18 protein-coding genes are annotated in these 19,322 nt (G+C 67.7%); 4 read left to right on the top strand and 14 right to left on the bottom strand.

What is annotated here, in order from left to right; genetic code table 11:
• Positions 1 to 7 precede the first annotated feature (7 nt).
• The 10 genes from R1Z03_RS07700 to rpsB form a co-directional block, all read right to left on the bottom strand.
• Positions 8 to 535 carry an OmpH family outer membrane protein gene (locus R1Z03_RS07700; RefSeq protein ID WP_272568495.1) on the bottom strand — a complete coding sequence of 176 codons (528 nt, stop codon included), beginning with the start codon at positions 533 to 535 and terminating at the stop codon, positions 8 to 10.
• Positions 535 to 2,832 (bottom strand): outer membrane protein assembly factor BamA, encoded by a 2,298-nt coding sequence (gene bamA / locus R1Z03_RS07695; protein ID WP_272568493.1) that lies wholly within the window; start codon positions 2,830 to 2,832, stop codon positions 535 to 537. The genes R1Z03_RS07700 and bamA overlap by 1 nt, the downstream gene beginning before the upstream one ends.
• Before the next feature lie 42 nt (positions 2,833 to 2,874).
• Entirely contained in the window at positions 2,875 to 4,239 is a 1,365-nt protein-coding gene (rseP, locus tag R1Z03_RS07690) for an RIP metalloprotease RseP (protein ID WP_317358397.1), read from the bottom strand.
• A gap of 27 nt (positions 4,240 to 4,266) precedes the next feature.
• Positions 4,267 to 5,445 (bottom strand): 1-deoxy-D-xylulose-5-phosphate reductoisomerase, encoded by a 1,179-nt coding sequence (gene ispC, locus R1Z03_RS07685; RefSeq protein ID WP_284431492.1) that lies wholly within the window; start codon positions 5,443 to 5,445, stop codon positions 4,267 to 4,269.
• Positions 5,442 to 6,296 (bottom strand): phosphatidate cytidylyltransferase, encoded by an 855-nt coding sequence (locus R1Z03_RS07680; RefSeq protein ID WP_317358394.1) that lies wholly within the window; start codon positions 6,294 to 6,296, stop codon positions 5,442 to 5,444. Before R1Z03_RS07680 ends, ispC begins: the two co-directional genes overlap by 4 nt.
• A gap of 12 nt (positions 6,297 to 6,308) precedes the next feature.
• A complete protein-coding gene (gene uppS, locus R1Z03_RS07675; RefSeq protein ID WP_284431490.1) occupies positions 6,309 to 7,040 on the bottom strand; it encodes a polyprenyl diphosphate synthase in 732 nt (243 codons plus the stop codon).
• Between the two features lie 32 nt (positions 7,041 to 7,072).
• Positions 7,073 to 7,633, bottom strand: coding sequence for a ribosome recycling factor (frr, locus tag R1Z03_RS07670; protein WP_272568485.1), 561 nt, complete (start codon positions 7,631 to 7,633; stop codon positions 7,073 to 7,075).
• Positions 7,634 to 7,681: 48 nt separating this feature from the next.
• Positions 7,682 to 8,404, bottom strand: coding sequence for a UMP kinase (pyrH, locus tag R1Z03_RS07665; protein WP_272568484.1), 723 nt, complete (start codon positions 8,402 to 8,404; stop codon positions 7,682 to 7,684).
• Between the two features lie 56 nt (positions 8,405 to 8,460).
• Positions 8,461 to 9,387: a translation elongation factor Ts gene (tsf, locus tag R1Z03_RS07660; RefSeq protein ID WP_284398757.1), complete on the bottom strand. Its 927-nt coding sequence runs from the start codon at positions 9,385 to 9,387 to the stop codon at positions 8,461 to 8,463.
• A gap of 104 nt (positions 9,388 to 9,491) precedes the next feature.
• Positions 9,492 to 10,244 carry a 30S ribosomal protein S2 gene (gene rpsB, locus R1Z03_RS07655; protein ID WP_272568482.1) on the bottom strand — a complete coding sequence of 251 codons (753 nt, stop codon included), beginning with the start codon at positions 10,242 to 10,244 and terminating at the stop codon, positions 9,492 to 9,494.
• A 310-nt stretch (positions 10,245 to 10,554) separates the two neighbouring features.
• Here rpsB and R1Z03_RS07650 point away from each other — a divergent pair, with 310 nt between their 5' ends.
• The 3 genes from R1Z03_RS07650 to R1Z03_RS07640 all read left to right on the top strand — a co-directional run bounded on the left by R1Z03_RS07650 (position 10,555) and on the right by R1Z03_RS07640 (position 13,734).
• On the top strand, positions 10,555 to 11,802 hold the full coding sequence (locus tag R1Z03_RS07650; protein ID WP_317358387.1) for an FAD-dependent oxidoreductase: 1,248 nt from the start codon (positions 10,555 to 10,557) through the stop codon (positions 11,800 to 11,802).
• Between the two features lie 15 nt (positions 11,803 to 11,817).
• The gene (locus R1Z03_RS07645; RefSeq protein WP_317358384.1) at positions 11,818 to 13,383 is read left to right on the top strand and encodes an NAD(P)H-hydrate dehydratase; all 1,566 of its coding nucleotides are present in this window, start codon (positions 11,818 to 11,820) and stop codon (positions 13,381 to 13,383) included.
• A gap of 168 nt (positions 13,384 to 13,551) precedes the next feature.
• Positions 13,552 to 13,734: a hypothetical protein gene (locus R1Z03_RS07640; protein ID WP_272568478.1), complete on the top strand. Its 183-nt coding sequence runs from the start codon at positions 13,552 to 13,554 to the stop codon at positions 13,732 to 13,734.
• Positions 13,735 to 13,817: 83 nt separating this feature from the next.
• Here R1Z03_RS07640 and R1Z03_RS07635 read toward each other — a convergent pair whose 3' ends face one another.
• From R1Z03_RS07635 to R1Z03_RS07620, 4 genes are all read right to left on the bottom strand, one after another.
• The gene (locus R1Z03_RS07635; RefSeq protein ID WP_317358381.1) at positions 13,818 to 14,510 is read right to left on the bottom strand and encodes a hypothetical protein; all 693 of its coding nucleotides are present in this window, start codon (positions 14,508 to 14,510) and stop codon (positions 13,818 to 13,820) included.
• On the bottom strand, positions 14,507 to 15,514 hold the full coding sequence (locus tag R1Z03_RS07630; RefSeq protein WP_317358379.1) for an MlaD family protein: 1,008 nt from the start codon (positions 15,512 to 15,514) through the stop codon (positions 14,507 to 14,509). The genes R1Z03_RS07635 and R1Z03_RS07630 overlap by 4 nt, the downstream gene beginning before the upstream one ends.
• 144 nt (positions 15,515 to 15,658) lie before the next feature.
• Entirely contained in the window at positions 15,659 to 16,462 is an 804-nt protein-coding gene (locus R1Z03_RS07625; protein WP_284398774.1) for an ABC transporter permease, read from the bottom strand.
• Between the two features lie 130 nt (positions 16,463 to 16,592).
• A complete protein-coding gene (locus R1Z03_RS07620) occupies positions 16,593 to 17,054 on the bottom strand; it encodes a MerR family transcriptional regulator (RefSeq protein WP_317358376.1) in 462 nt (153 codons plus the stop codon).
• A gap of 79 nt (positions 17,055 to 17,133) precedes the next feature.
• On the opposite strand from R1Z03_RS07620, the gene R1Z03_RS07615 reads away from it, so the two are divergent.
• Positions 17,134 to 19,266: a heavy metal translocating P-type ATPase gene (locus tag R1Z03_RS07615; RefSeq protein ID WP_317358373.1), complete on the top strand. Its 2,133-nt coding sequence runs from the start codon at positions 17,134 to 17,136 to the stop codon at positions 19,264 to 19,266.
• Positions 19,267 to 19,322: the final 56 nt, after the last annotated feature.

Raw genomic sequence — 19,322 nt, 5'->3', positions numbered from 1 at the left:
ACGGCCATCACTTGGCGGGCGTGGCAGCAGCGGCATTCAGTGCCTTGATCACTTTGTCGGTGATGTCGTGCTTGGGGTTGATGTAGACGGCTTCCTGAAGGATCACGTCGTACTTCTCGGCCTCGGCGACCTGCTTGACGACCTTGTTGGCGCGCTCGAGCACCTGGCCCAGCTCTTCGTTCTTGCGGGCGCCCAGGTCTTCCTGGAACTCGCGGCGCTTGCGCTGGAAGTCGCGGTCCTGGTCGACCAGCTGGCGCTGGCGGGCCGTGCGCTGGCTCTCGGCCATCGTGGGCGCTTCGCGCTCGAACTTCTCGGTGGCGGACTTCAGGCTGTTGCCCTGCTCCACGAGGTCCTTCTCACGACGGGAGAACTCCTGCTCCAGCTTGGCCTGGGCCGCCTTGGCGGTGCTGGCCTCGCGGAAGATGCGGTCGGTGTTGACGAAGCCGGCCTTGAACTCCTGCGCCTGTGCAGGCACGGCTGCACCGAGCGTGCCCAGCAAGAGAACGAGGGGAATATGGCGGGAGAGAGATTTCATTAGAAAGACGTTCCGATCTGGAATTGCAGTTTCTGGATTCTATCGCCGGCGAACTTGCGCACCGGTTGCGCAAAAGCGAGGCGAAGCGGACCGAGCGGAGAAATCCAGCTCAGGCCCAGGCCGGCAGAGACACGCATGTCGCTGAGGGTGACCTTTTCATCTTCGCCATACACGTTGCCCGCATCCACGAAAGTGAACACGCGCAGCGTGCGGTCGTTGCCCGCACCTGGGAACGGTGCGATCAACTCGGCATTGAGCGTGACCTTCTTCGGTCCGCCCAGCGACGCACCCGTCACGTCGCGTGGACCCAGCGTGCCCTGGTCGAAACCGCGCACGGAGCCCAGGCCGCCCGAGTAGTAGTTCTTGAACACCGGGAACGGCCGACCGTTCATGCCCTTGCCCCAGCCGAACTCGCTGTTGAAGGCCATGGTGAACTTCTTGTTCAGCGGCACATACTGCTGGAACTGGTAATTGCCGCGGACATAGCGCGCATCGCCGGCCACCGACCATTCGGTGTTCAGGCGCTGGTAGCGGCCCGAATTGGGTGCCAAGGCGCTGTCGCGGTCATCGCGCGACCAGCCGATCGTGAGCGGAATCGCGGTGCTGCTGGAACCATAGGTCGTGGCATACGACAGGTACGCGGCGGGAATGTTGGTGCCCAGCTTGATCCGCGTCTGTTCGAGGCCGCCCCCGAAGAACACGGTATCGGTTTCGCTGAAGGGGATGCCGAAACGCACGCTGGTACCGGCGGTGATCAGCTCGTAGTTGCCGCCCTGGTCCTCGTACGGCTTGTCGGTGCGGTAGTAAAGATCGAGCGTGCGCGAGATGCCGTCTCTCGTGAAGTACGGGTTGGTGGTGCTGAACACCAGCGTGCGGCGGTACTTGCTGGTGTTGACGTCCACCCCGAGGTAGTTGCCCGAACCGAACACGTTCTCCTGCTTGATGCTGAACGACAGCGAGACCTTTTCCGCACTCGAGAAGCCTGCGCCCAGCTGCAGCGATCCGGTGGGCTTTTCGGCCACGTTCACCACCAAGTCCACCTGGTCGGCCGAGCCCGGCACTTCCTGCGTTTCCACATTGACTTCGGTGAAGAAGCCCAGGCGGTCCACGCGGTCACGGGACAGCTTGATCTTGTCGCCGTCGTACCAGGAGGCTTCGTACTGGCGGAACTCGCGGCGGATCACTTCGTCGCGCGTGCGGTTGTTGCCGCTCACGTTGATGCGGCGCACGTAGGCACGGCGGGCCGGCTCGGCGCGCAGCACCAGGGCCACGCGGTTGTTCTCGCGGTCCACTTCGGGCACCGCTTCGACACGCGCGAACGCGAAGCCGAAATTGCCGAAGTAGTCGGTGAATGCCTTGGTGGTTTCGGCCACCTTGTCGGCGTTGTAGGGCTCGCCGGGCTGGATGGTGATCAGCGACTTGAACTCGTCGTCGCGGTCCAGGTAATTGCCTTCGATCTTCACGCCGGAGACCACGTAGCGCTGGCCTTCGGTCACGTTGACGGTGATCGTGATGTCCTGCTTGTCCGGGGAGATGGCCACCTGCGTGGAGTCGATACGGAACTCGAGGTAGCCGCGCGCCAGATAGTAGGAACGCAGGGTTTCCAGATCGGCGTTCAGCTTGGTGCGGGAATAGCGGTCCGACTTGGTGTACCAGCTGAGCCAGCCGCCCGTGTCCTGGTCGAACAGCCCTTTGAGCGTCGATTCGCTGAAGGCCTTGTTGCCCACCAGGTGGATTTCCTTGATGCGCGCGGGCTCGCCTTCGGTCACGGTGAACGTGAGGTTGACGCGGTTGCGCTCGATGGGGGTGACCGTGGTCACGACCTCGGCGCCGTACAGGCTCTTGTTGATGTACTGGCGCTTGAGCTCCTGCTCCGCGCGGTCGGCCAGCGCCTTGTCGAAAGGCCGGCCTTCGGTCAGGCCCACATCGCGCATGGCTTTCTTGAGCGTGTCCTTGTCGAATTCGCGGGCACCGGCGAAGTCCACGTCGGCGATGGTGGGACGCTCTTCCACGACCACCACGAGCACGTTGCCGCTGGCCTCCAGGCGCACATCCTTGAACAGGCCCAGCGCGAACAGCGCACGGATCGCCGCAGCGCCCTTCTCGTCGTTGTAGTCGTCACCCACCCGAAGCGGCATCGATGCGAAGATCGTGCCCGGCTCGACGCGCTGCAAACCCTCCACCCGGATATCCTGCACCTTGAACGGCTCCAGGGCCCATGCCGCATTGGCAGCAAAAACCATGGCGGCCACGGCACAAGCCTTGCGCACGCCCAAGCGATTGAATTGTTTTTTCATGAGTGAACTGGTACCGCGCGGTGAACGCGCGCGGCAAAAAGGTTAGCCAAAAAGCCGGGTGATATCGTTGAACAGGGCGATGGACATCATCAGGAGAAGCACCGCCACGCCGCCGCGCTGCAATCGCTCCATCCAGGCGTCGGACACGCCCTTGCCGGTCACGCCTTCCCAAAGATAATACATCAGGTGCCCACCGTCCAAAACCGGCAGCGGAAGCAGGTTCAGCACACCCAGACTCACGCTGATGAGGGCCAGAAACACCAGGTACTGCGTGAGCCCCATGCTGGCCGAACGGCCCGCGTAATCGGCGATGGTGAGCGGGCCGCTGAGGTTCTTGAGCGAGGCTTCGCCGATCACCATGCGCCCCATCATGCGCAGGGTCAGGGCCGACACCTCCCAGGTGCGCACCACTCCGTTCCACAATCCTTCGAGCGGCCCGTGCCGCACGGTAACGAACTCTGGCTGAGCGCCCACGAACGCTCCCACGCGTCCGACCGGGCCGGAAGGCTCGCTGTGCAAGTCCGGCAGCACATCCAGCGTCAAGGTCTGGCCGCCACGTTCGATGCGCCACGGCTGGGATACGGCCACCCCGCCACTGACCGATGCACGGATGAGCTCCCGCAGCTGCTGGCCATCCACCACATTCGTCGCACCGAGCCTAACGACCAAGTCCCCCTGCCGCAATCCAGCGCGTTGCGCCGCCCCCCCCTGGACCACCTCGCCGAGCACGGGCCGTGTCCACGGCCCCACGATGCCGATCTTGCGAAACAGCTGCGCGTCCGCTTCCCGGGCATCGAACTGGGCGAGTTCCAGCACCATCTGGCGCTGCGGCGCCCCGGGCGACGGCTGCACCTGCAGGCGGACGTCGGTGCCGTCGAGCGCACCGCGGGTCAGGAGCCAGCGCAGGTCCTCGAAGGATCGCACCGGCTCGGATTCTTCGTTGCCGAGGGCCGCTTCCAGCACGAGCTCGCCGCCTTGCAGGCCGGCTTTCTGGGCCACGGACCCGGGCACGGGGCTGGCGAGAACCGCCTTCGGCTCCTCCACGCCCATCCAGTTCACTGCGGCGTACAGCAGCACGGCAAGCAGCAGATTGGCCGCCGGACCCGCCGCCACGATCGCAGCGCGGGATCGCAACGGCTTGGCATTGAACGACAGGTGGCGCTCATGGGCTTCGACGGGAGCCTCGCGCTCGTCCAGCATGCGCACATACCCGCCCAGGGGAAACGCGCCGATGACGAATTCCGTGGGCGATCCCTTGGGCTGCCAGCGCAGCAGGGGCTTGCCGAAACCCACCGAAAAACGAAGCACCTTCACGCCGCAGGCGACCGCTACGCGGTAGTGGCCGTATTCATGGACGGCGATGAGCACGCCCAGCGCGACGATGAAGGCAATGACGGTCAGCAACATGGTGTCTTTCTGCCCGGAGGCGATGGCTCAGGCGGCCAGCCGCTGCGCACTGCGCAGAGCGACGGACCGTGCTTCGGCATCCAGCGCCAGCAGGGCCCCGAGCGATTCGGGGTTGGAGGGTGTCACCGCCTCCAGAGTTGCAAGGTTCAGCCGATGAATCTGATCGAAACGGATGCGGCGCTCCAGGAACGAGGCCACAGCCACCTCGTTGGCGGCATTGAGCACCGCCGTGGTGCCGCTTTGCGCGCGCAGCGCCTGCCAGGACAGGTGCAGTCCCGGGAAGCGGGTGGCATCGGCCTCCTCGAAGGTGAGCGCGGACAGGGTGGAAAAATCCAGCCGCGGCGTTCCGCTCTCGATGCGCTCCGGCCAGGCCAGCCCGCAGGCGATCGGAACGCGCATGTCCGGCGTTCCCAGTTGCGCCAGCACCGACGCATCCACGAACTGGACCATGGAATGGATGATCTGCTGCGGATGGATCACCACCTTGATCTGCTCCGGCGCCAGATCGAAGAGCCAGCGCGCCTCGATGACCTCCAGGGCCTTGTTCATCATGGTGGCCGAATCGACCGAGATCTTTCGCCCCATCGAGAAATTGGGATGGGCGCAGGCCTGCTCCGGCGTGACATCGCGCAGCGTGGCCGGCGCCCGGGTGCGAAACGGCCCGCCGGATGCGGTGAGCAGAATGTGGTCCACGCGGCGGGCCCAGGTCTGCGGGTCTTCGGGCAGGCATTGGAAGATCGCCGAATGCTCGCTGTCGATCGGCAGCAGCATGGCCCCGCCCTCCCGGACGGCGGACATGAAGACCTCACCGCCCACCACCAGCGCCTCCTTGTTGGCGAGCAGCAGGCGCTTGCCGGCGCGGGCCGCCGCAAGGCAGGGGCCCAGGCCCGCAGCGCCGACGATGGCGGCCATCACCACGTCCACCTCTTCGTGGGAGGCAATGGTGTCCAGCGCGTCCGGGCCCTGCAAGACCCGCGTTGCCAGACCATGCGCCGCGAGCCGCTCCTCCAGCAGGCGCGCATGCGGCGCGCTGGCCATCACGGCGAAGCGGGGCTGGAAACGGACACATTGCGCCAGCAGGGCGTCGACCTGCGTGGCAGCGCTCAGGGCGAACACCTCGTAGCGCTCGGGATGGCGTGCCACCACATCCAGGGTGTTGGTACCGATGGACCCCGTGGATCCCAGGACCGTGATGCGTTGTTTCATGCGGAAGCGAAGTGGGTCAACATCATGGCCAGCGGCAAGGTAGGCAACAGCGCATCCACGCGATCGAGCACGCCGCCGTGGCCCGGCAACAAACCGCTGCTGTCCTTGGCGCCGATGCTGCGCTTGACGAGGGACTCGGTCAGGTCGCCCATCACGCTCATGGCCGCCATGAACACGGCACCCAGCAACAGCAGCCACCAGCCGCGCGCGAACAGGTGGGTATAGAAACTCGCGACCGATGCACTGGCAGACGCGTCGGCGACCACCCAGGCCACCGCCAGAACCACCACACCGGCCATGCCGCCCCACACGCCTTCCCAGCTCTTGCCGGGGCTGATCGAGGGGGCCAGCTTGTTCTTGGTGAAGCGCAGGCCGAAGGCCCGGCCTGCGAAATACGCAAAGATGTCTGCCACCCAGACAAGAACCAGGATCGACATCAGAAAATTGATGCCCGCCATGCGCGCCTGCACCGCGGCCAGCCACGCCAGCCACAGCACGAACACGCCGCCGACCAGCCGCACGGCCTTGGGAACCTGGGGCCAGCCCTGGACACCCGCGCGCAGCATCCAGGCGCCGACAAGCACCCAAGCGGCGCCACCCAGGGTCCACAGCCAGGCCAGCGGTTGCTGCAGCCAGCCCATTGACCAGCTCGCCGCGCAAAGCGCGACGCAAGCGGCCCCCACCCCCACGGCCGCGCCAGAGCCCAGCCCTTGAAGCCGACCCCACTCCCAGGCACCCGCGGCCATCAAGACCAGGATGACCGTGGCAAAGGGCCACGGAGACGGGTAAAAAAGCGCAGGCAGCAAAATGGCCAGCAGGACGATGGCAGTGATGACGCGCTGTCGAAGCATGGAAAAGCCCTTTCAGACCTGCAGCGAGGCAGGTGACGACGCCAATATTTGCTCGGATGTCTTGCCGAAACGGCGCTCTCGGGCATTGAAGGCGGCAATGGCCTCATCCAGGGCCTTGCCGTCGAAGTCCGGCCAAAGCCGGTCACTGAAGTAGAACTCGGAATAGGCAGACTGCCACAGCAGGAAATTGCTGATGCGCATTTCTCCACCCGTGCGGATCACCAGGTCCGGATCCGGCACGTGCGCCAGGCCCATGGCCGCATGCAGGCTGGCCTCGGTGATGGGCTCGCCCCGCGCCGCGACGGCCGCAGCGGCCTGCGCGATGTCCCAACGGCCGCCGTAGTTGAAGCAGACGTTCAGGACCAGGCGGGTATTGTGCGCGGTGTCCAGCTCGGCCTGGCGCAGGCCCGCCCGCACCTTCTCCGACAGCCCGGCTTTCTCGCCCACGAAATGCAGGCGCACTCCGTCTTTTTGCAGTTGGGGGACTTCCCGGGACAGCGCCTTGGCCAGCAAGTCCATGAGTCCCGAGACCTCATCGGCAGGCCGGTTCCAGTTCTCCGAAGAGAAAGCGAACACCGTCAGAACGGCCACGCCCCGCTCCACGCAGGCCTGCGCGCAGCGTTTGAGAGACTCCACGCCCTGCTTGTGCCCCGCCAGCCGCGGCAGGAAACGGCGCGTGGCCCAGCGGCCATTGCCATCCATGACGATGGCAACGTGGTGCGGAATGACCGAAGAGGCGGACATGCAGGGCAACGATCGATTCCCGGAACCGGGGATCAGACCGCCATGATTTCCTGTTCCTTGCCGGACACCAGCGCATCGACTTCGGCGATGTGCTTGTCGGTGACCTTCTGGATCTCGGTTTCCGAACGCTTCTGGTCGTCTTCGGAGGCCAGCTTGTCCTTGACCAGCTTCTTGACGGCTTCGTTGGCGTCACGGCGCAGATTGCGCACGGCGATCTTGGCGCTCTCGCCTTCGTTGCGCGCGAGCTTGGTCATTTCCTTGCGGCGCTCTTCGCTCATGGGAGGCATGGGCACGCGGATCAGGTCGCCCATGGAAGCGGGGTTCAGGCCCAGATCGCTTTCGCGGATGGCTTTCTCGATCTTGGCACCCATGCCTTTTTCCCAGGGCTGGACGCTGATGGTGCGCGAGTCGATCAGGGCCACGTTCGCCACTTGCGACAACGGCACGAACGAGCCGTAGTACTCGACCTGCACGGAATCGAGCAGCGCTGGATTGGCGCGGCCGGTGCGGATCTTGGACAGATTGTTCTTGAACGCCACGATGGACTGGTCCATCTTGGTTTCTGCATTCTTCTTGATATCGGCAATGGTCATGTTTTTCTCCTCAGCATGAAGCCAGGCGCGCCGGAGCGCGCCCAACGCTCAAGCGTACACCAGCGTGCCTTCGTCCTCACCCATGACCACGCGCTTGAGCGCGCCGTGCTTGATGATGGAAAACACGCGGATCGGCAACTTCTGGTCACGGCACAGGGCAAACGCCGTCGCATCCAGAATTCCCAGATTGCGCGACATGGCCTCGTCGAACGTGAGCTTGGTGTAGCGGGTCGCCGTTGGGTCCTTCTTGGGATCGGCGGTGTACACACCGTCCACCTTGGTCGCCTTCAAAACCACCTCGGCACCGATTTCGGCACCCCGCAGCGCTGCCGCGGTGTCGGTGGTGAAGAAGGGATTGCCAGTACCGGCGGCGAACACCACCACCTTGCCCTCTTCCAGGTATTGCAGGGCCTTGGGGCGCACGTAGGGCTCGACGACCTGCTCGATGGCGATCGCCGACATCACACGCGCAGTCAGTCCCTGCTTGTCCATGGCGTCGGCCAGTGCCAGCGCGTTCATGACCGTGGCCAGCATGCCCATGTAATCGGCGGTGGCGCGGTCCATGCCGACCGAGCCGCCGGCCACGCCGCGGAAGATGTTTCCACCACCGATCACCACGGCCACCTGCACACCCATGCGGGTGACCTCAGCGATCTCCTCCACCATCCGGACGATGGTGGCACGGTTGATGCCGAAGGCATCGTCCCCCATGAGCGCCTCGCCAGACAACTTGAGCAAAATGCGCTTGTGGGCTGGTGCAGCGATGGACATGGGGACTTCTCCGTGGGGCAATGGAATGGCGGGTGAGGTGGCGATGGGGTCTGCGATCAAGCGGCAGACTTGGCGGCTGCCACCTGGGCGGCCACTTCGGCAGCAAAGTCGTCCACCTTCTTCTCGATGCCTTCGCCGACCACGTACAGCGTGAACGCCTTGACCGTGGTGTTGGCGCCCTTGAGCATCTGGCCCACGGACTGCTTGCCGTCGGCGGCCTTCACGAAGACCTGGTCGAACAGGGACACTTCCTTGAGGTACTTCTGCACGCCGCCTTCGATGCGCTTGCTGACGATTTCGTCGGACTGTACGGCCTTGCCCTCGGCTTCCGCCTTGGCCTTGTCTTCCGCGGCCTTGGCAGCGGCGACCGAGCGCTCCTTCTCGATCAGGTCGGCAGGCACGTCGGCGCTGGTCAGCGCGACCGGCTTCATGGCCGCGATGTGCATGGCCACGTCCTTGGCAGCGGTTTCGTCGCCTTCGAACTCGACCACCACGCCGATGCGGGTGCCGTGCAGGTAGGAGGCCAGCTTGTTGCCGGAGAAGTGCTTGAAGCGGCGGAACGACATGTTCTCGCCGATCTTGCCGATCAGGCCCTTGCGCACTTCTTCCAGGGTGGGGCCGAAGCCGTCCTGGCTGTAAGGCAGGGCACCCAGGGCTTCCACGTTGGCGGGATTGTGCTTGGCCACCAGTTCGGCAGCGGCCTTGGCCAGCGCGAGGAAGCTGTCGTTCTTGCTCACGAAGTCGGTTTCGCTGTTCACTTCGATCAGCCCGCCGGTCGTGCCGTCGATGTAGCTGGCGACCACGCCTTCCGCGGTGATGCGGGCGGCGGCCTTGCCGGCCTTGGTTCCCAGCTTCACGCGCAGCAGCTCTTCCGCCTTGGCCAGGTCGCCTTCGGCTTCCGTCAGGGCCTTCTTGCATTCCATCATGGGGGCATCGGTCTTTGCGCGCAGTTCGGCGACCATGCTTGCGGTAATTGCAGCCATCTTTTTCTCCAGTCTCAGTTCAGTTCGTTACAGCATTCGGGCTAAAAAAAAGGGGGCTAACCAGGAGCCCCGCTTTCATTCGCGACAGGTCGCGCGGCCGGGAATCAGGCAGCGGTTTCTTCCACTTCCACGAATTCGTCAGAGCCTTCGGCAGCCACGGCCTTGACCACGTCGTTCACGGCATTGGCACGGCCTTCGATGATCGCGTCGGCGATACCGCGGGCATACAGGGCCACGGCCTTGGCCGAGTCGTCGTTGCCGGGGATCACATAGTCGATGCCTTCGGGGGAGTGGTTGGAGTCCACCACGCCGATCAGCGGAATGCCCAGCTTCTTGGCTTCAGCCACGGCGATCTTGTGGAAGCCCACGTCGATGATGAAAATGGCATCGGGCAGTGCATTCATTTCCTGGATGCCGCCGATGTCCTTTTCCAGCTTTTCCATTTCGCGGGTGAAGGTGAGCTGTTCCTTCTTGCTCATGGCGTCCAGGCCGCCTTCTTGCTGGGCCTTCATGTCCTTCAGGCGCTTGATGGATGTCTTGACCGTCTTGAAGTTGGTCAGCATGCCGCCCAGCCAGCGCTGGTCGACATAGGGCACACCGGCGCGCTGCGCTTCGGTGGCGAGGATTTCGCGGGCCTGGCGCTTCGTGCCGACCATCAGGATGGTGCCGCGGTTGGCGGTGAGCTGCTTGGCGAACTTTTGGGCGTCCTGGAAGAGCGGGAGCGACTTTTCCAGGTTGATGATGTGGATCTTGTTGCGATGGCCGAAGATGTACGGGGCCATCTTGGGGTTCCAGAAACGCGTTTGGTGACCGAAGTGGACACCGGCTTCCAGCATTTCGCGCATGGTGACGGACATGAGAATTTCTCCGAAGGTTGGGTCTAAAATCCAGCCCCAATAACTGCCGGCTTGCAAGAAGAAGGCAGCACCTTGAAAGGGCTGGTTTGCGATTTGTCTTGCCAGGTTGTCGGCCACGCACTGCGCAGCCACCAGCAAAACCCAAAGATTCTAGCATGGCAGATTGACCGAGCCCAAACGGACCCTTGCGCCATCGGCGCGGCCGGCGCCGGCAGGGCCCGCCTGGAAACAGGCCCTTGGAAAACACAAAAACAGTAGCAGCCAGCGCAGTGTCCATTAGCGCCGGTGCCTGAAAGAACTCAGAAACCAAATGCACATCGCCATCGTGGGCGCCGGGATCGTCGGCGTCACCACTGCTTACGAACTGACGTGCGACGGCCACGAGGTTTCGGTTTTCGAACAACGCAGCGCCGCGGCGGAGGAATCGAGCTTCGCCAATGCCGGCCTGTCGTCACCTGCCCTTCTCATTCCCCTGGCGGCCCCCAGCATCGGTGGCCCGCAAAGCACCCGGCTGTGGGGACGCCATGCGGCGGTGCGGCTCGCGAAAGGGGTAACGGCTTCCGAGCTGCGATGGCTCTGGCGTTGGCGCAAGGCTGGCCGCTCGCCGGCCCTTCCGATGGCCCTTTCCGCACTGGAGCAACTGGGCCGTTACAGCCAGGCGCGCATGCGGTGGGTGTCGGAGCAGCTGCAGGTGGACGCGGAAACCGGCCGCGGCGCGCTGGTCCTGCTGCGCACAGTCGAAGACCTGGCGCACGTGCAGCCGGCCCTGCAACTGCTGCGGGACGCGGGCATGGTCATCCACGACGTGGATGCCGAGACCGCCCGCCAGATCGAGCCAGGCCTGTCCCCCGACACCCCCCTGATCGGCGCCCTGCACATTCCCGATGGCGAGTCCGGCAACTGCCGCCTCTTCGCCCAGATGCTGCGCTATGCCGCGCAGGAGCGCGGGGCGCAGTTCCATTTCAATGCCCAGGTCACCGGGCTGGATGCGGCGCCCGCGGGTCTCCGGATCGCCGGCGAGACGCTGCCCCGCCGGTTCGATGCCGTCGTCGTCTGCGCTGGCGTGGCGGCGGCGGCGCTGTTGCGCCCCTTGGGTGCCGAGCTGCCGATGGCTGCGCTCCACGGCTACTCGATCAGCGCGCCCGTGCGCGAAGACTCCCATGCCCCGCAAGGATCGGTCGTGGACCCGCTCCACCGGGTGACGATCACGCGCCAGGGCCAACGTGTGCGCATCGCGGGTGGCACAGAACTCGGCCGGGGCGATGGCGCGCACCATGCGCCCACGCTGCAAACGCTCTACCAAGCCATCTCCGGCTGGTTTCCCGGCGGGGTGCAGGTTTCGTCGGGCCAGGTGCAGGTGTGGCGTGGTGCCCGCCCCACCCTGCCGGACGGTGCCCCGGTCGTGGGTCCGAGCGGCCTGCCGGGGGTGTGGGTCAACGCCGGCCATGGCGGCTGCGGCTATGCGCTCGCCAGTGGCAGCGCTCGGGCCCTGGCCGACCTGATGGCCCAGCGCGCGCCCGAGGTGGATCTGCAGCACTTCGCGCTGCGCCGCTTCTGAGCCGGACCCGACGCCATGCGCTCCGAGCCGCCCGCAGCAACAGCGCCGCAGCCCGCCCTTCGCCGGATCACGGCCGATCGGCCCCATCCCCTGTTCGATACACAGGCCACACGCCGGATCGAACAGGCCCTGGCAGCGCAATGCCCCCCGCACACCCTGATGCAGCGGGCCGGTTGGGCGGTGGCCCGGCTGGCCCAGGCCATCGCCCCGCACGCGCGCAACGCATGGGTGGTCTGCGGTGCGGGCAACAACGGCGGGGACGGCCTGGAAGCGGCGTTCCACCTGCACCGGGCGGGGCGTATCGCCACGGTGACTTGGCTGGGCCGGCCGGACACGGTGCCCCCCGATGCGCTCGCGTCCTATCGGCGTGCCGCGGCCGCGGGTGTCGTTTTTTCCGATGGCCCGCCGCCGGGCATGGGGCCCGATGACGTGTGCGTGGACGCGCTGCTGGGCATCGGCCTGGCGGGCAGCGGCAAATCCCGCGCGGCTGACCCACGCATGCAGCAACTGCTGGCCCAACTGCATGCCACACCGGCGCCGGTGCTGTGCGTCGATACGCCCTCCGGCCTGTCGGGCGACACGGGCCAGTTCGCGGACGGACTGGCGCCGCCGCCTGGCGCCGCGGCGTCGCCACGGCACACCCTGGCCTTGCTCACTTTGAAGCCCGGGCTGTTCACCGGGAACGGGCGCGACGCGGCCGGACAGGTCTGGTTCGACGACCTGGGCCGCGGCGCGACGGACGTGGCGCCCTGCGCCTGGCTGGCGGCAGCGCCACCGCCCGCCCACCGCGCGCATGCCAGTCACAAAGGCAGCTACGGCGATGTGGCGGTGGTGGGCGGAGAAGGGCTGCGGGCCCGGGGCATGGGCATGGCGGGCGCAGCGCTGTTGGCGGCATCGGCGGCGCTGCACGCGGGCGCCGGGCGGGTGATGGTGGCCCTGCTGGACGGGGCCGACCTGTCCCTCGACCCCATGCAGCCGGAATGCATGTTCCGGCGCTTCGACGCGCTGCACCTGGAGCAAGGCACCGTGGTCTGCGGATGCGGCGGGGGCGAGGCCATCCGGGCGGTGCTGCCGAAGGTCCTGGCCGAGGCGCACCGCCTGGTGCTGGATGCGGATGCGCTCAATGCCGTGGCGGGCGACCCGTCCCTGGCGAAGGCGCTGCGCGATCGAGCGGCGCAGCCGGGCCGGCACACCGTGCTCACGCCCCACCCGCTGGAAGCGGCCCGGCTCCTGGCGGTGGACACGCCAGGCGTGCAGTCCGACCGGCTGGCTGCGGCCTGCCGGCTGGCGGACCAATTCGGCTGCGCGGTGGTGCTCAAGGGGTCGGGCAGCGTGATCGCGGCCGCGGGGCAAACGCCCTGCATCAATCCGACCGGCAACGCACGCCTGGCAACGGGCGGCACGGGGGATGTGCTGGCGGGACTGGTGGGTGCGCGGCTGGCCGCGGCGTCCGACGCGCCAAGCGCCGCCTTCGATGCGGCCATGGCAGCCTGCTGGATGCACGGCGAGGTGGCGGACCAATGGCCTGACGGCACCGCCTTGACGGCGTCGGCGCTTGCCCGGCGGCTGACGCCTGGGTGAATGGAACCCAAAACCGTTGACTTGCGTCAACGGAGCGCAACCAACCGTAACTGTCGTCGCAACAGCCTTCCAAAAGGCCTTGTCTGACAGACCCGGCCCGAAGGCAAGCGGTGTAATGCGTTCACTCCCACCGCCGTGCAAGGCCCACCCCTTTTAAAGGACTCTGTCATGAAACGCAAAATCCACTCCGGAACCCGCGCTTTCGCAGCCTTTACGGTGACAGTGCTTCTCGCGGTGGCTGCCACCGCCATGACGCTGGTACCGGACGAGGCGGTGCAGGCCGCCGACTCGCTGGTGAATCTGCCGGGCAACCTCGAGCAGATTCTTCCCGCGGAATCGTTCCTCAACTGAGTCCGGCTTCCCGGCATGGCGCGGGCCGGGGCAGTCCCCTGAATCTCCGCGCCATCCCCCTCCGCCCCCTCTGGGTTTCTGCGTCAGCGCTTTTCAGCGCTGAGCCCCTGTTCCAACACCGCCAACCGCCTGCGGGCGGCGGCAGCGGCGGGCCCATCGCCCCGTTGATCGGCACGCTGCGCCGCCAGGGTCAGCCAGGCCAGCAGCGGCCGTCGCCACCCCTGCGCAGAGGCGGCCTCCACAGCGGAGTCCACCACCTGCGGCGTCTCCCGGCCGGTTTTCACCCACACCCCCGCGGCCACCAGGCGCGATAGCGGATCCGCCAGGTCGGCTTGCGCAGCCGGGCCGGCCGCCCAGGCGCTGCGCTGCGGCTCGGGCAGGTGGGCAGCGGCGGTGCTGTCGATGGTGCCGGCCAGGTAATCGGCATAGGCCTGGTCCTGCGGCGCGGCGTCAGCACGCAGGGCCTCGAAGGCCGTGCACGGCTCGACCACCAGGCTGGCGACCTGGGCGGCGCAGCGCATGAGTTCCACGCGTGCCAGCAGGTCGGGCCGCCCTGTGCGGGCGACTTCCGCCCGGGCCCGGTCCCACTCCAGCTGCGCGATGCGGGGCTCGCCCGACAGGTCAGCCTCGGTGGCCTTGCGGGCCGCGCCGTGGGCATTCATCTGCCATTGCGGCGTGGGCGGCTTGGCCGCGCAGGCCCAAAGGGCCAGGCAGGGGAGCAGCGCGGCGGCACGCAACACCGGTGTACGCAGCGGGGAAGACAGCAGGGGTTTCATGGCAGTTTGAGTTCCGTGTCGCGCGCAAACGGCCATTTGCGCTGGATGTCGTTGACCAGGCCCTCCACCTTGCGCAGGTTGCTCTCCACTTCGGCCCGCAAGCTGCCCAGATCGGTGGTGGCTTCTCGTGCGTTGGCGCCGATGGCCTGGGCTTCGGCCAGCACGGCATCGACCTTTTTCAGGCTCTGGCGCGTGTCGGCCAGCAGGCCGTTGAGCTGCACCACCGTGGCCCGCACCTCGGGCACGAGCCCAGGATCGCCGGCCGCTCCGAACACCTGCCGGTCGGCCTTGGCGGCCATGCCGTCGATGCGCGCCAGCAGTTGGTTGGTGCGGTCCAGCGTGGCGGTGATCTTTTTGGCATCCGCCTCGCTGCCCATGAGCACGTTGAGCGCCCCGCCCGGCGCGTTCAGCCGCTCGGTCAGCGTGCGCACGTTGGACAGCGTGCCGCCCAGCGCGGCGTCCTGGGCCGTCATCGCCTGCAGGTTGGACAGCAGTTCGCGCGCCGAGGCCATGAGCTGCGGGATCTCGGCCGTGGCATCGCCGCGCAGCACCGGGCGCTCGGCGCCGTCGGCCAGCAGCGGGTCGGTAAGGATGCCGCTGTAGGCCTTGATGGTGGTGCCGCCCACGATGCCGCGCACCAGCGTGAAGACGCTGGACTCGCGCAGCCAGTGCGCGTCCTTGCGCGGCACGTCGATCAGGATGCGCACGTTGCCGTCGGGCGAGAGCTCGATGCCGCGCACCCGCCCGATCGGGAAGCCTGAAAACGTCATGTCCATGCCCACCACCACGCCCTCGGAGTCGTCGGCCGTGAGCACCAGGCGCTGCGTGGGCTCGAACACGCCGCGTGCATACAGCAGATAGAACGCCGAGCCCACGATGAGCGCCAGCGTGAACAGGAGCAGCGCCGCGGCCTTGCGCTCCAGGTTCGCCACCGGGCGCTGGGCTTCGAGCAGCGCCTCGCTGGCGGCATCGTCCGCTTCGTGGGAAGGGGGCCGCTCAGCCATGGTGCGCACCGCCGTGGGCCCGCGGGCCGAAAGCGCCGGCGGGGAAGGTCTCTGGGTCGGGCATGAAAGCGTTTCCTCGGTGAGGCCACGGCGCGCAGCGCGGGCCATGGCCGGTGTCGGTCGTGGGATGGGTCACGGAACGGGTTAGTAGTAATTGCCCAGCAGGGACGCGACTTCGATCAGCAGCAGCACGGCGAACATGCGCGCGAGCCCGCCCAGTTCGGAGCCGTGGCGGCCCCGGCCGTCGCCGTTTTCGTAGAGCCCCGCCGCCATGGGAATGAGGGCCACGGCCAGGCTGAAGAACAGGGTTTTCAGCACGAACACCAGCGTGACGGCCGGCGTGAACACCTGGCCGAACATGCGCGTGTAGCTCGGCAGCCCCGCAGTGTTGAGCCCATACACCCCGAAATAGGCCATGGCGAGCGCGACCACGCACGACAGCGCCGCAAGCGTGATGCTGGCGTAGATGCCGGCCACCACCCGGGGCAGCAGCTCCACGCGTATCGGGTCGGCGCCGTGCCGGCGCAGGCTGTCCAGGCGGCCGGCCTGGCGCATGAGGGCGAGCTGGGTGCCGTTGGGGATGGTGGTGCGCATGGCGACGAACAGCGCGGCGGTGAGCGGGATCAGCTCCAGCACCAGCACGCGGATGACCATCTCCAGCGCGTAACGCGACAGGCCGTAGCTCAGCGCCGTGACGACGACGATGCGGGTGATGACCAGGCTGACCAGCGCCGCCAGCACCGTGAACCCCAGCAGGATGGGCGCCGTGTCCTGGTACATGTGCCGCGCGAGCCGCCAGCGCGTGGCGCGCCCGTAGCTGGACGGCGAAAGCATGAGCACCAGCGCCACCGACCCGAGGTGCACGATGCGCCACCAGGCCACCGCCCAGCCGCGCGCGGCGCGCCAGATGCGGTCGATCAGCGAGGGGGATGGCAGGCCGGCGATCATGCGGCCATCATAGTGGACGGGCCAGCGACGATGCGTAACAAAATTGGCCTCCAGCGCATATTCCACTAGGGTGTTCCGCTATCAATTTCATTGCAATACGGGTGGTGACCGGGGGTGGCGTGGCCTGGCGTCACACGTGCCGTTTGGCCATCGGCGCGGGCGGCGGCACGGTTTCGGCATCGGCGCGCGCGTGCAGCGCCTCGATCACGCGGCAGCGGCCGGCATCGGTGCCGTCGCAGCGGCCGCGCAGCGACAGCAGCTCTTCCTCCAGCGTGCGCAGCTCCTGCAGCCGGGTGCGCACATGCTGCAGATGGTCGTCCAGGGTGTCGCAGGCCGCGTGGTCGGCCGCTGCGCCGCTGTGGTCCAGCGCCAGCAGGGTGCGCACCTCGTCCAGCGACATGTCCATGGCCCGGCACAGCCGGATGAAGCGCAGGCGGTGCACCTCGTCCGCGCTGTACAGGCGGTAGCGGTTGTCGGCACGGGCCTGCTGGGGCAGCAGGCCTTCCTTCTCGTAATAGCGGATGTTGGCGGCCGGCACGCCCGACAGGCGGGCGGCATCTCCGATACGGTGGCAGGGGCTTTGGGCAGACATGGCTTGACCTTCGAGCGGCTTCAAGGTTTTCAATCATGGCACGGCGGCATCGCGCGCGCCCCGACACACCAGGAAAACCATGACAAAACACAGCCACGACCTTTCCCATGCCGGCCACGACGGCCATGACCACGCGGGGCATGACCATATCCCTGCCCCGGCCCCAGCCTCCGCCCGGCCGGCCACCGCGCCCCGCATCGATGTGTCCTGCTGCGGCGGTGGGTGCTCAAGCACCGCGCCCCAGGCCGGCACGAAGGCGGCAGCCACCCCGGCGGGCAAAGCGCACGGCGACCACGGCCATGCCTCCGAAAGCGACCACGACGGGCACGACCACGGCGCCCTGCCCGGCTGGGGCCGCCTCGCCGCCGCCCTGGTGGCGGCCACCGGCGCCGAACTGCTGCACCTGCTGGGGCCGGACACCACGCCGTGGCGCGTGGCGGGCATGGGCGTCGCCGCGGCGGCCATCCTGCTGGCGGGGCTGGGCATCTACCGCAGCGGCCTGCGCTCGCTGATGCGCGGCCAGTTGGGCATCAGCGCGCTGATGGCGGTGGCCGTGACGGGCGCGTTCCTGATCGGCCAATGGCCCGAGGCCGCCATGGTGATGGCGCTGTACGCCCTGGCCGAGCGCATCGAGGACCGCGCCGTCGGCCGTGCGCGGGACGCCATCGGCGCCCTGCTGGCGCTCAGCCCCGACCAGGCCGACGTGCGCGGCCCGGACGGCCAGTGGCGCACGGTGCCCGCCGCCGACGTGGCCGTGGACAGCACCGTGCGCATCCGCCCCGGGGGCCGCGTGCCGCTGGACGGCGTGGTCACCACCGGCCGCAGCGCGGTCGACGAATCCAGCGTGACGGGCGAGAGCCTGGCCGTGGACAAGGCCCCGGGCGATCCGGTGTACGCCGGCACGCTCAACGCGCAGTCGGAACTGGAGTTCCGCGTGACGGCCGCGGCCGGCCAGACCACGCTGGACCGCATCATCCGCGCCGTGGAGCAGGCCCAGAGCGCCCGCGCGCCCACCCAGCGCTTCGTGGACCGCTTCGCCGCCGTGTACACGCCCGCGGTGTTCGCCATGGCCGTCGCCGTGGCCATCGGCGCCCCGTTGCTGTTCGGCTGGACCTGGCTGGATGCGATCTACCGCGCGCTGGTGCTGCTGGTGATCGCCTGCCCCTGCGCGCTGGTGCTGGCCACGCCCGTCACCGTGGTGAGCGGCCTGGCCGCCGGCGCCCGGCGCGGCATTCTCATCAAGGGCGGCAACTGGCTGGAGCTGGCCCGCGGCGTGCGCGCCGTGGCCTTCGACAAGACCGGCACCGTGACCGCAGGGCGCCCCGTGCTGGTGGGCCGCGAGTCCTTCGGCAGCGATGGCGCCCAGGATGTGGCGGCGGCGCTGGCCGGGCGCTCGGACCACCCCGTCTCGAAAGCCATCGCGGCCGGGCTGGGCACCCCCGCCGGCATCCCCGAGGTGGAGGATTTCACCGCCCTGCCCGGGCGCGGCGTGCAGGCGAGCATCGCCGGCGCCACCTGGCTGCTGGGCAACCGCCGGCTGGCCCAGGAAAAAGGCCTGTGGACCGACGCCGTGGAGGCCGCCGCCGCCGCGCACGAGGCCCAGGGGCGCAGCGTCACGCTGCTGGCCGACGGCCAGGCCGTGCGGGCGCTGTTCGCCGTGGCCGACACGCTGCGCGCACAGTCGGCGCAGGCCGTGGCGGACCTGCGCGCGCTGGGCATCGTGCCCGTGATGCTCACCGGCGACCACGCCGCAGCGGCCCAGGCGGCCGCGCGCGAGGCCGGCATCGACGAGGTGCAGGCGGGCCTGCTGCCCGAACAGAAACTGTCGGCCATCGCCGCGCTGCAGCAAAAGCACGGCATGACCGCCATGGCGGGCGACGGCATCAACGACGCACCCGCACTGGCCAAGGCCGACATCGGCTTCGCCATGGGCGGCGCCGGCACCGACGTGGCGATGGAGACGGCCGACGTGGTCATCATGAACGACGACCTGCGCCGCGTGGCCGAGACCGTGCGCCTGTCGCGCCGCACGCATGCCGTGCTGATGCAGAACATCGTGCTGGCACTGGGCATCAAGGCGGTGTTCTTCGGCCTGGCGCTGGCCGGGCACGCCACCATGTGGATGGCCGTGTTCGCGGACATGGGCGCCAGCCTGCTGGTGGTGGCGAACGGCCTGCGCATGCTGCGCAGCGAATCGCTATCAAAAAAATAGCGCCCGGCACAATCGAAATCCCGGCACCGGCCGGTTTTTGCTGAAGTTGCGGCGCG

It is taken from the genome of Acidovorax sp. BLS4, from assembly GCF_032929295.1.
Lineage (GTDB): Bacteria > Pseudomonadota > Gammaproteobacteria > Burkholderiales > Burkholderiaceae_C > Paracidovorax.
This window is presented reverse-complemented; position numbering and strand designations above follow the sequence as displayed.

Coding starts and splice junctions, on each gene's coding strand:
- R1Z03_RS07640 (WP_272568478.1), top strand. CDS start 13,552: ATGAAACGCAAAATCCACTCCGGAACCCGCGCTTTCGCAGCCTTTACG.
- rpsB (WP_272568482.1), bottom strand. CDS start 10,244: ATGTCCGTCACCATGCGCGAAATGCTGGAAGCCGGTGTCCACTTCGGT.
- R1Z03_RS07625 (WP_284398774.1), bottom strand. CDS start 16,462: ATGATCGCCGGCCTGCCATCCCCCTCGCTGATCGACCGCATCTGGCGC.
- frr (WP_272568485.1), bottom strand. CDS start 7,633: ATGACCATTGCCGATATCAAGAAGAATGCAGAAACCAAGATGGACCAG.
- uppS (WP_284431490.1), bottom strand. CDS start 7,040: ATGTCCGCCTCTTCGGTCATTCCGCACCACGTTGCCATCGTCATGGAT.
- rseP (WP_317358397.1), bottom strand. CDS start 4,239: ATGTTGCTGACCGTCATTGCCTTCATCGTCGCGCTGGGCGTGCTCATC.
- ispC (WP_284431492.1), bottom strand. CDS start 5,445: ATGAAACAACGCATCACGGTCCTGGGATCCACGGGGTCCATCGGTACC.
- R1Z03_RS07645 (WP_317358384.1), top strand. CDS start 11,818: ATGCGCTCCGAGCCGCCCGCAGCAACAGCGCCGCAGCCCGCCCTTCGC.
- R1Z03_RS07630 (WP_317358379.1), bottom strand. CDS start 15,514: ATGGCTGAGCGGCCCCCTTCCCACGAAGCGGACGATGCCGCCAGCGAG.
- tsf (WP_284398757.1), bottom strand. CDS start 9,387: ATGGCTGCAATTACCGCAAGCATGGTCGCCGAACTGCGCGCAAAGACC.
- R1Z03_RS07620 (WP_317358376.1), bottom strand. CDS start 17,054: ATGTCTGCCCAAAGCCCCTGCCACCGTATCGGAGATGCCGCCCGCCTG.
- R1Z03_RS07615 (WP_317358373.1), top strand. CDS start 17,134: ATGACAAAACACAGCCACGACCTTTCCCATGCCGGCCACGACGGCCAT.
- pyrH (WP_272568484.1), bottom strand. CDS start 8,404: ATGTCCATCGCTGCACCAGCCCACAAGCGCATTTTGCTCAAGTTGTCT.
- R1Z03_RS07635 (WP_317358381.1), bottom strand. CDS start 14,510: ATGAAACCCCTGCTGTCTTCCCCGCTGCGTACACCGGTGTTGCGTGCC.
- R1Z03_RS07700 (WP_272568495.1), bottom strand. CDS start 535: ATGAAATCTCTCTCCCGCCATATTCCCCTCGTTCTCTTGCTGGGCACG.
- R1Z03_RS07680 (WP_317358394.1), bottom strand. CDS start 6,296: ATGCTTCGACAGCGCGTCATCACTGCCATCGTCCTGCTGGCCATTTTG.
- bamA (WP_272568493.1), bottom strand. CDS start 2,832: ATGAAAAAACAATTCAATCGCTTGGGCGTGCGCAAGGCTTGTGCCGTG.
- R1Z03_RS07650 (WP_317358387.1), top strand. CDS start 10,555: ATGCACATCGCCATCGTGGGCGCCGGGATCGTCGGCGTCACCACTGCT.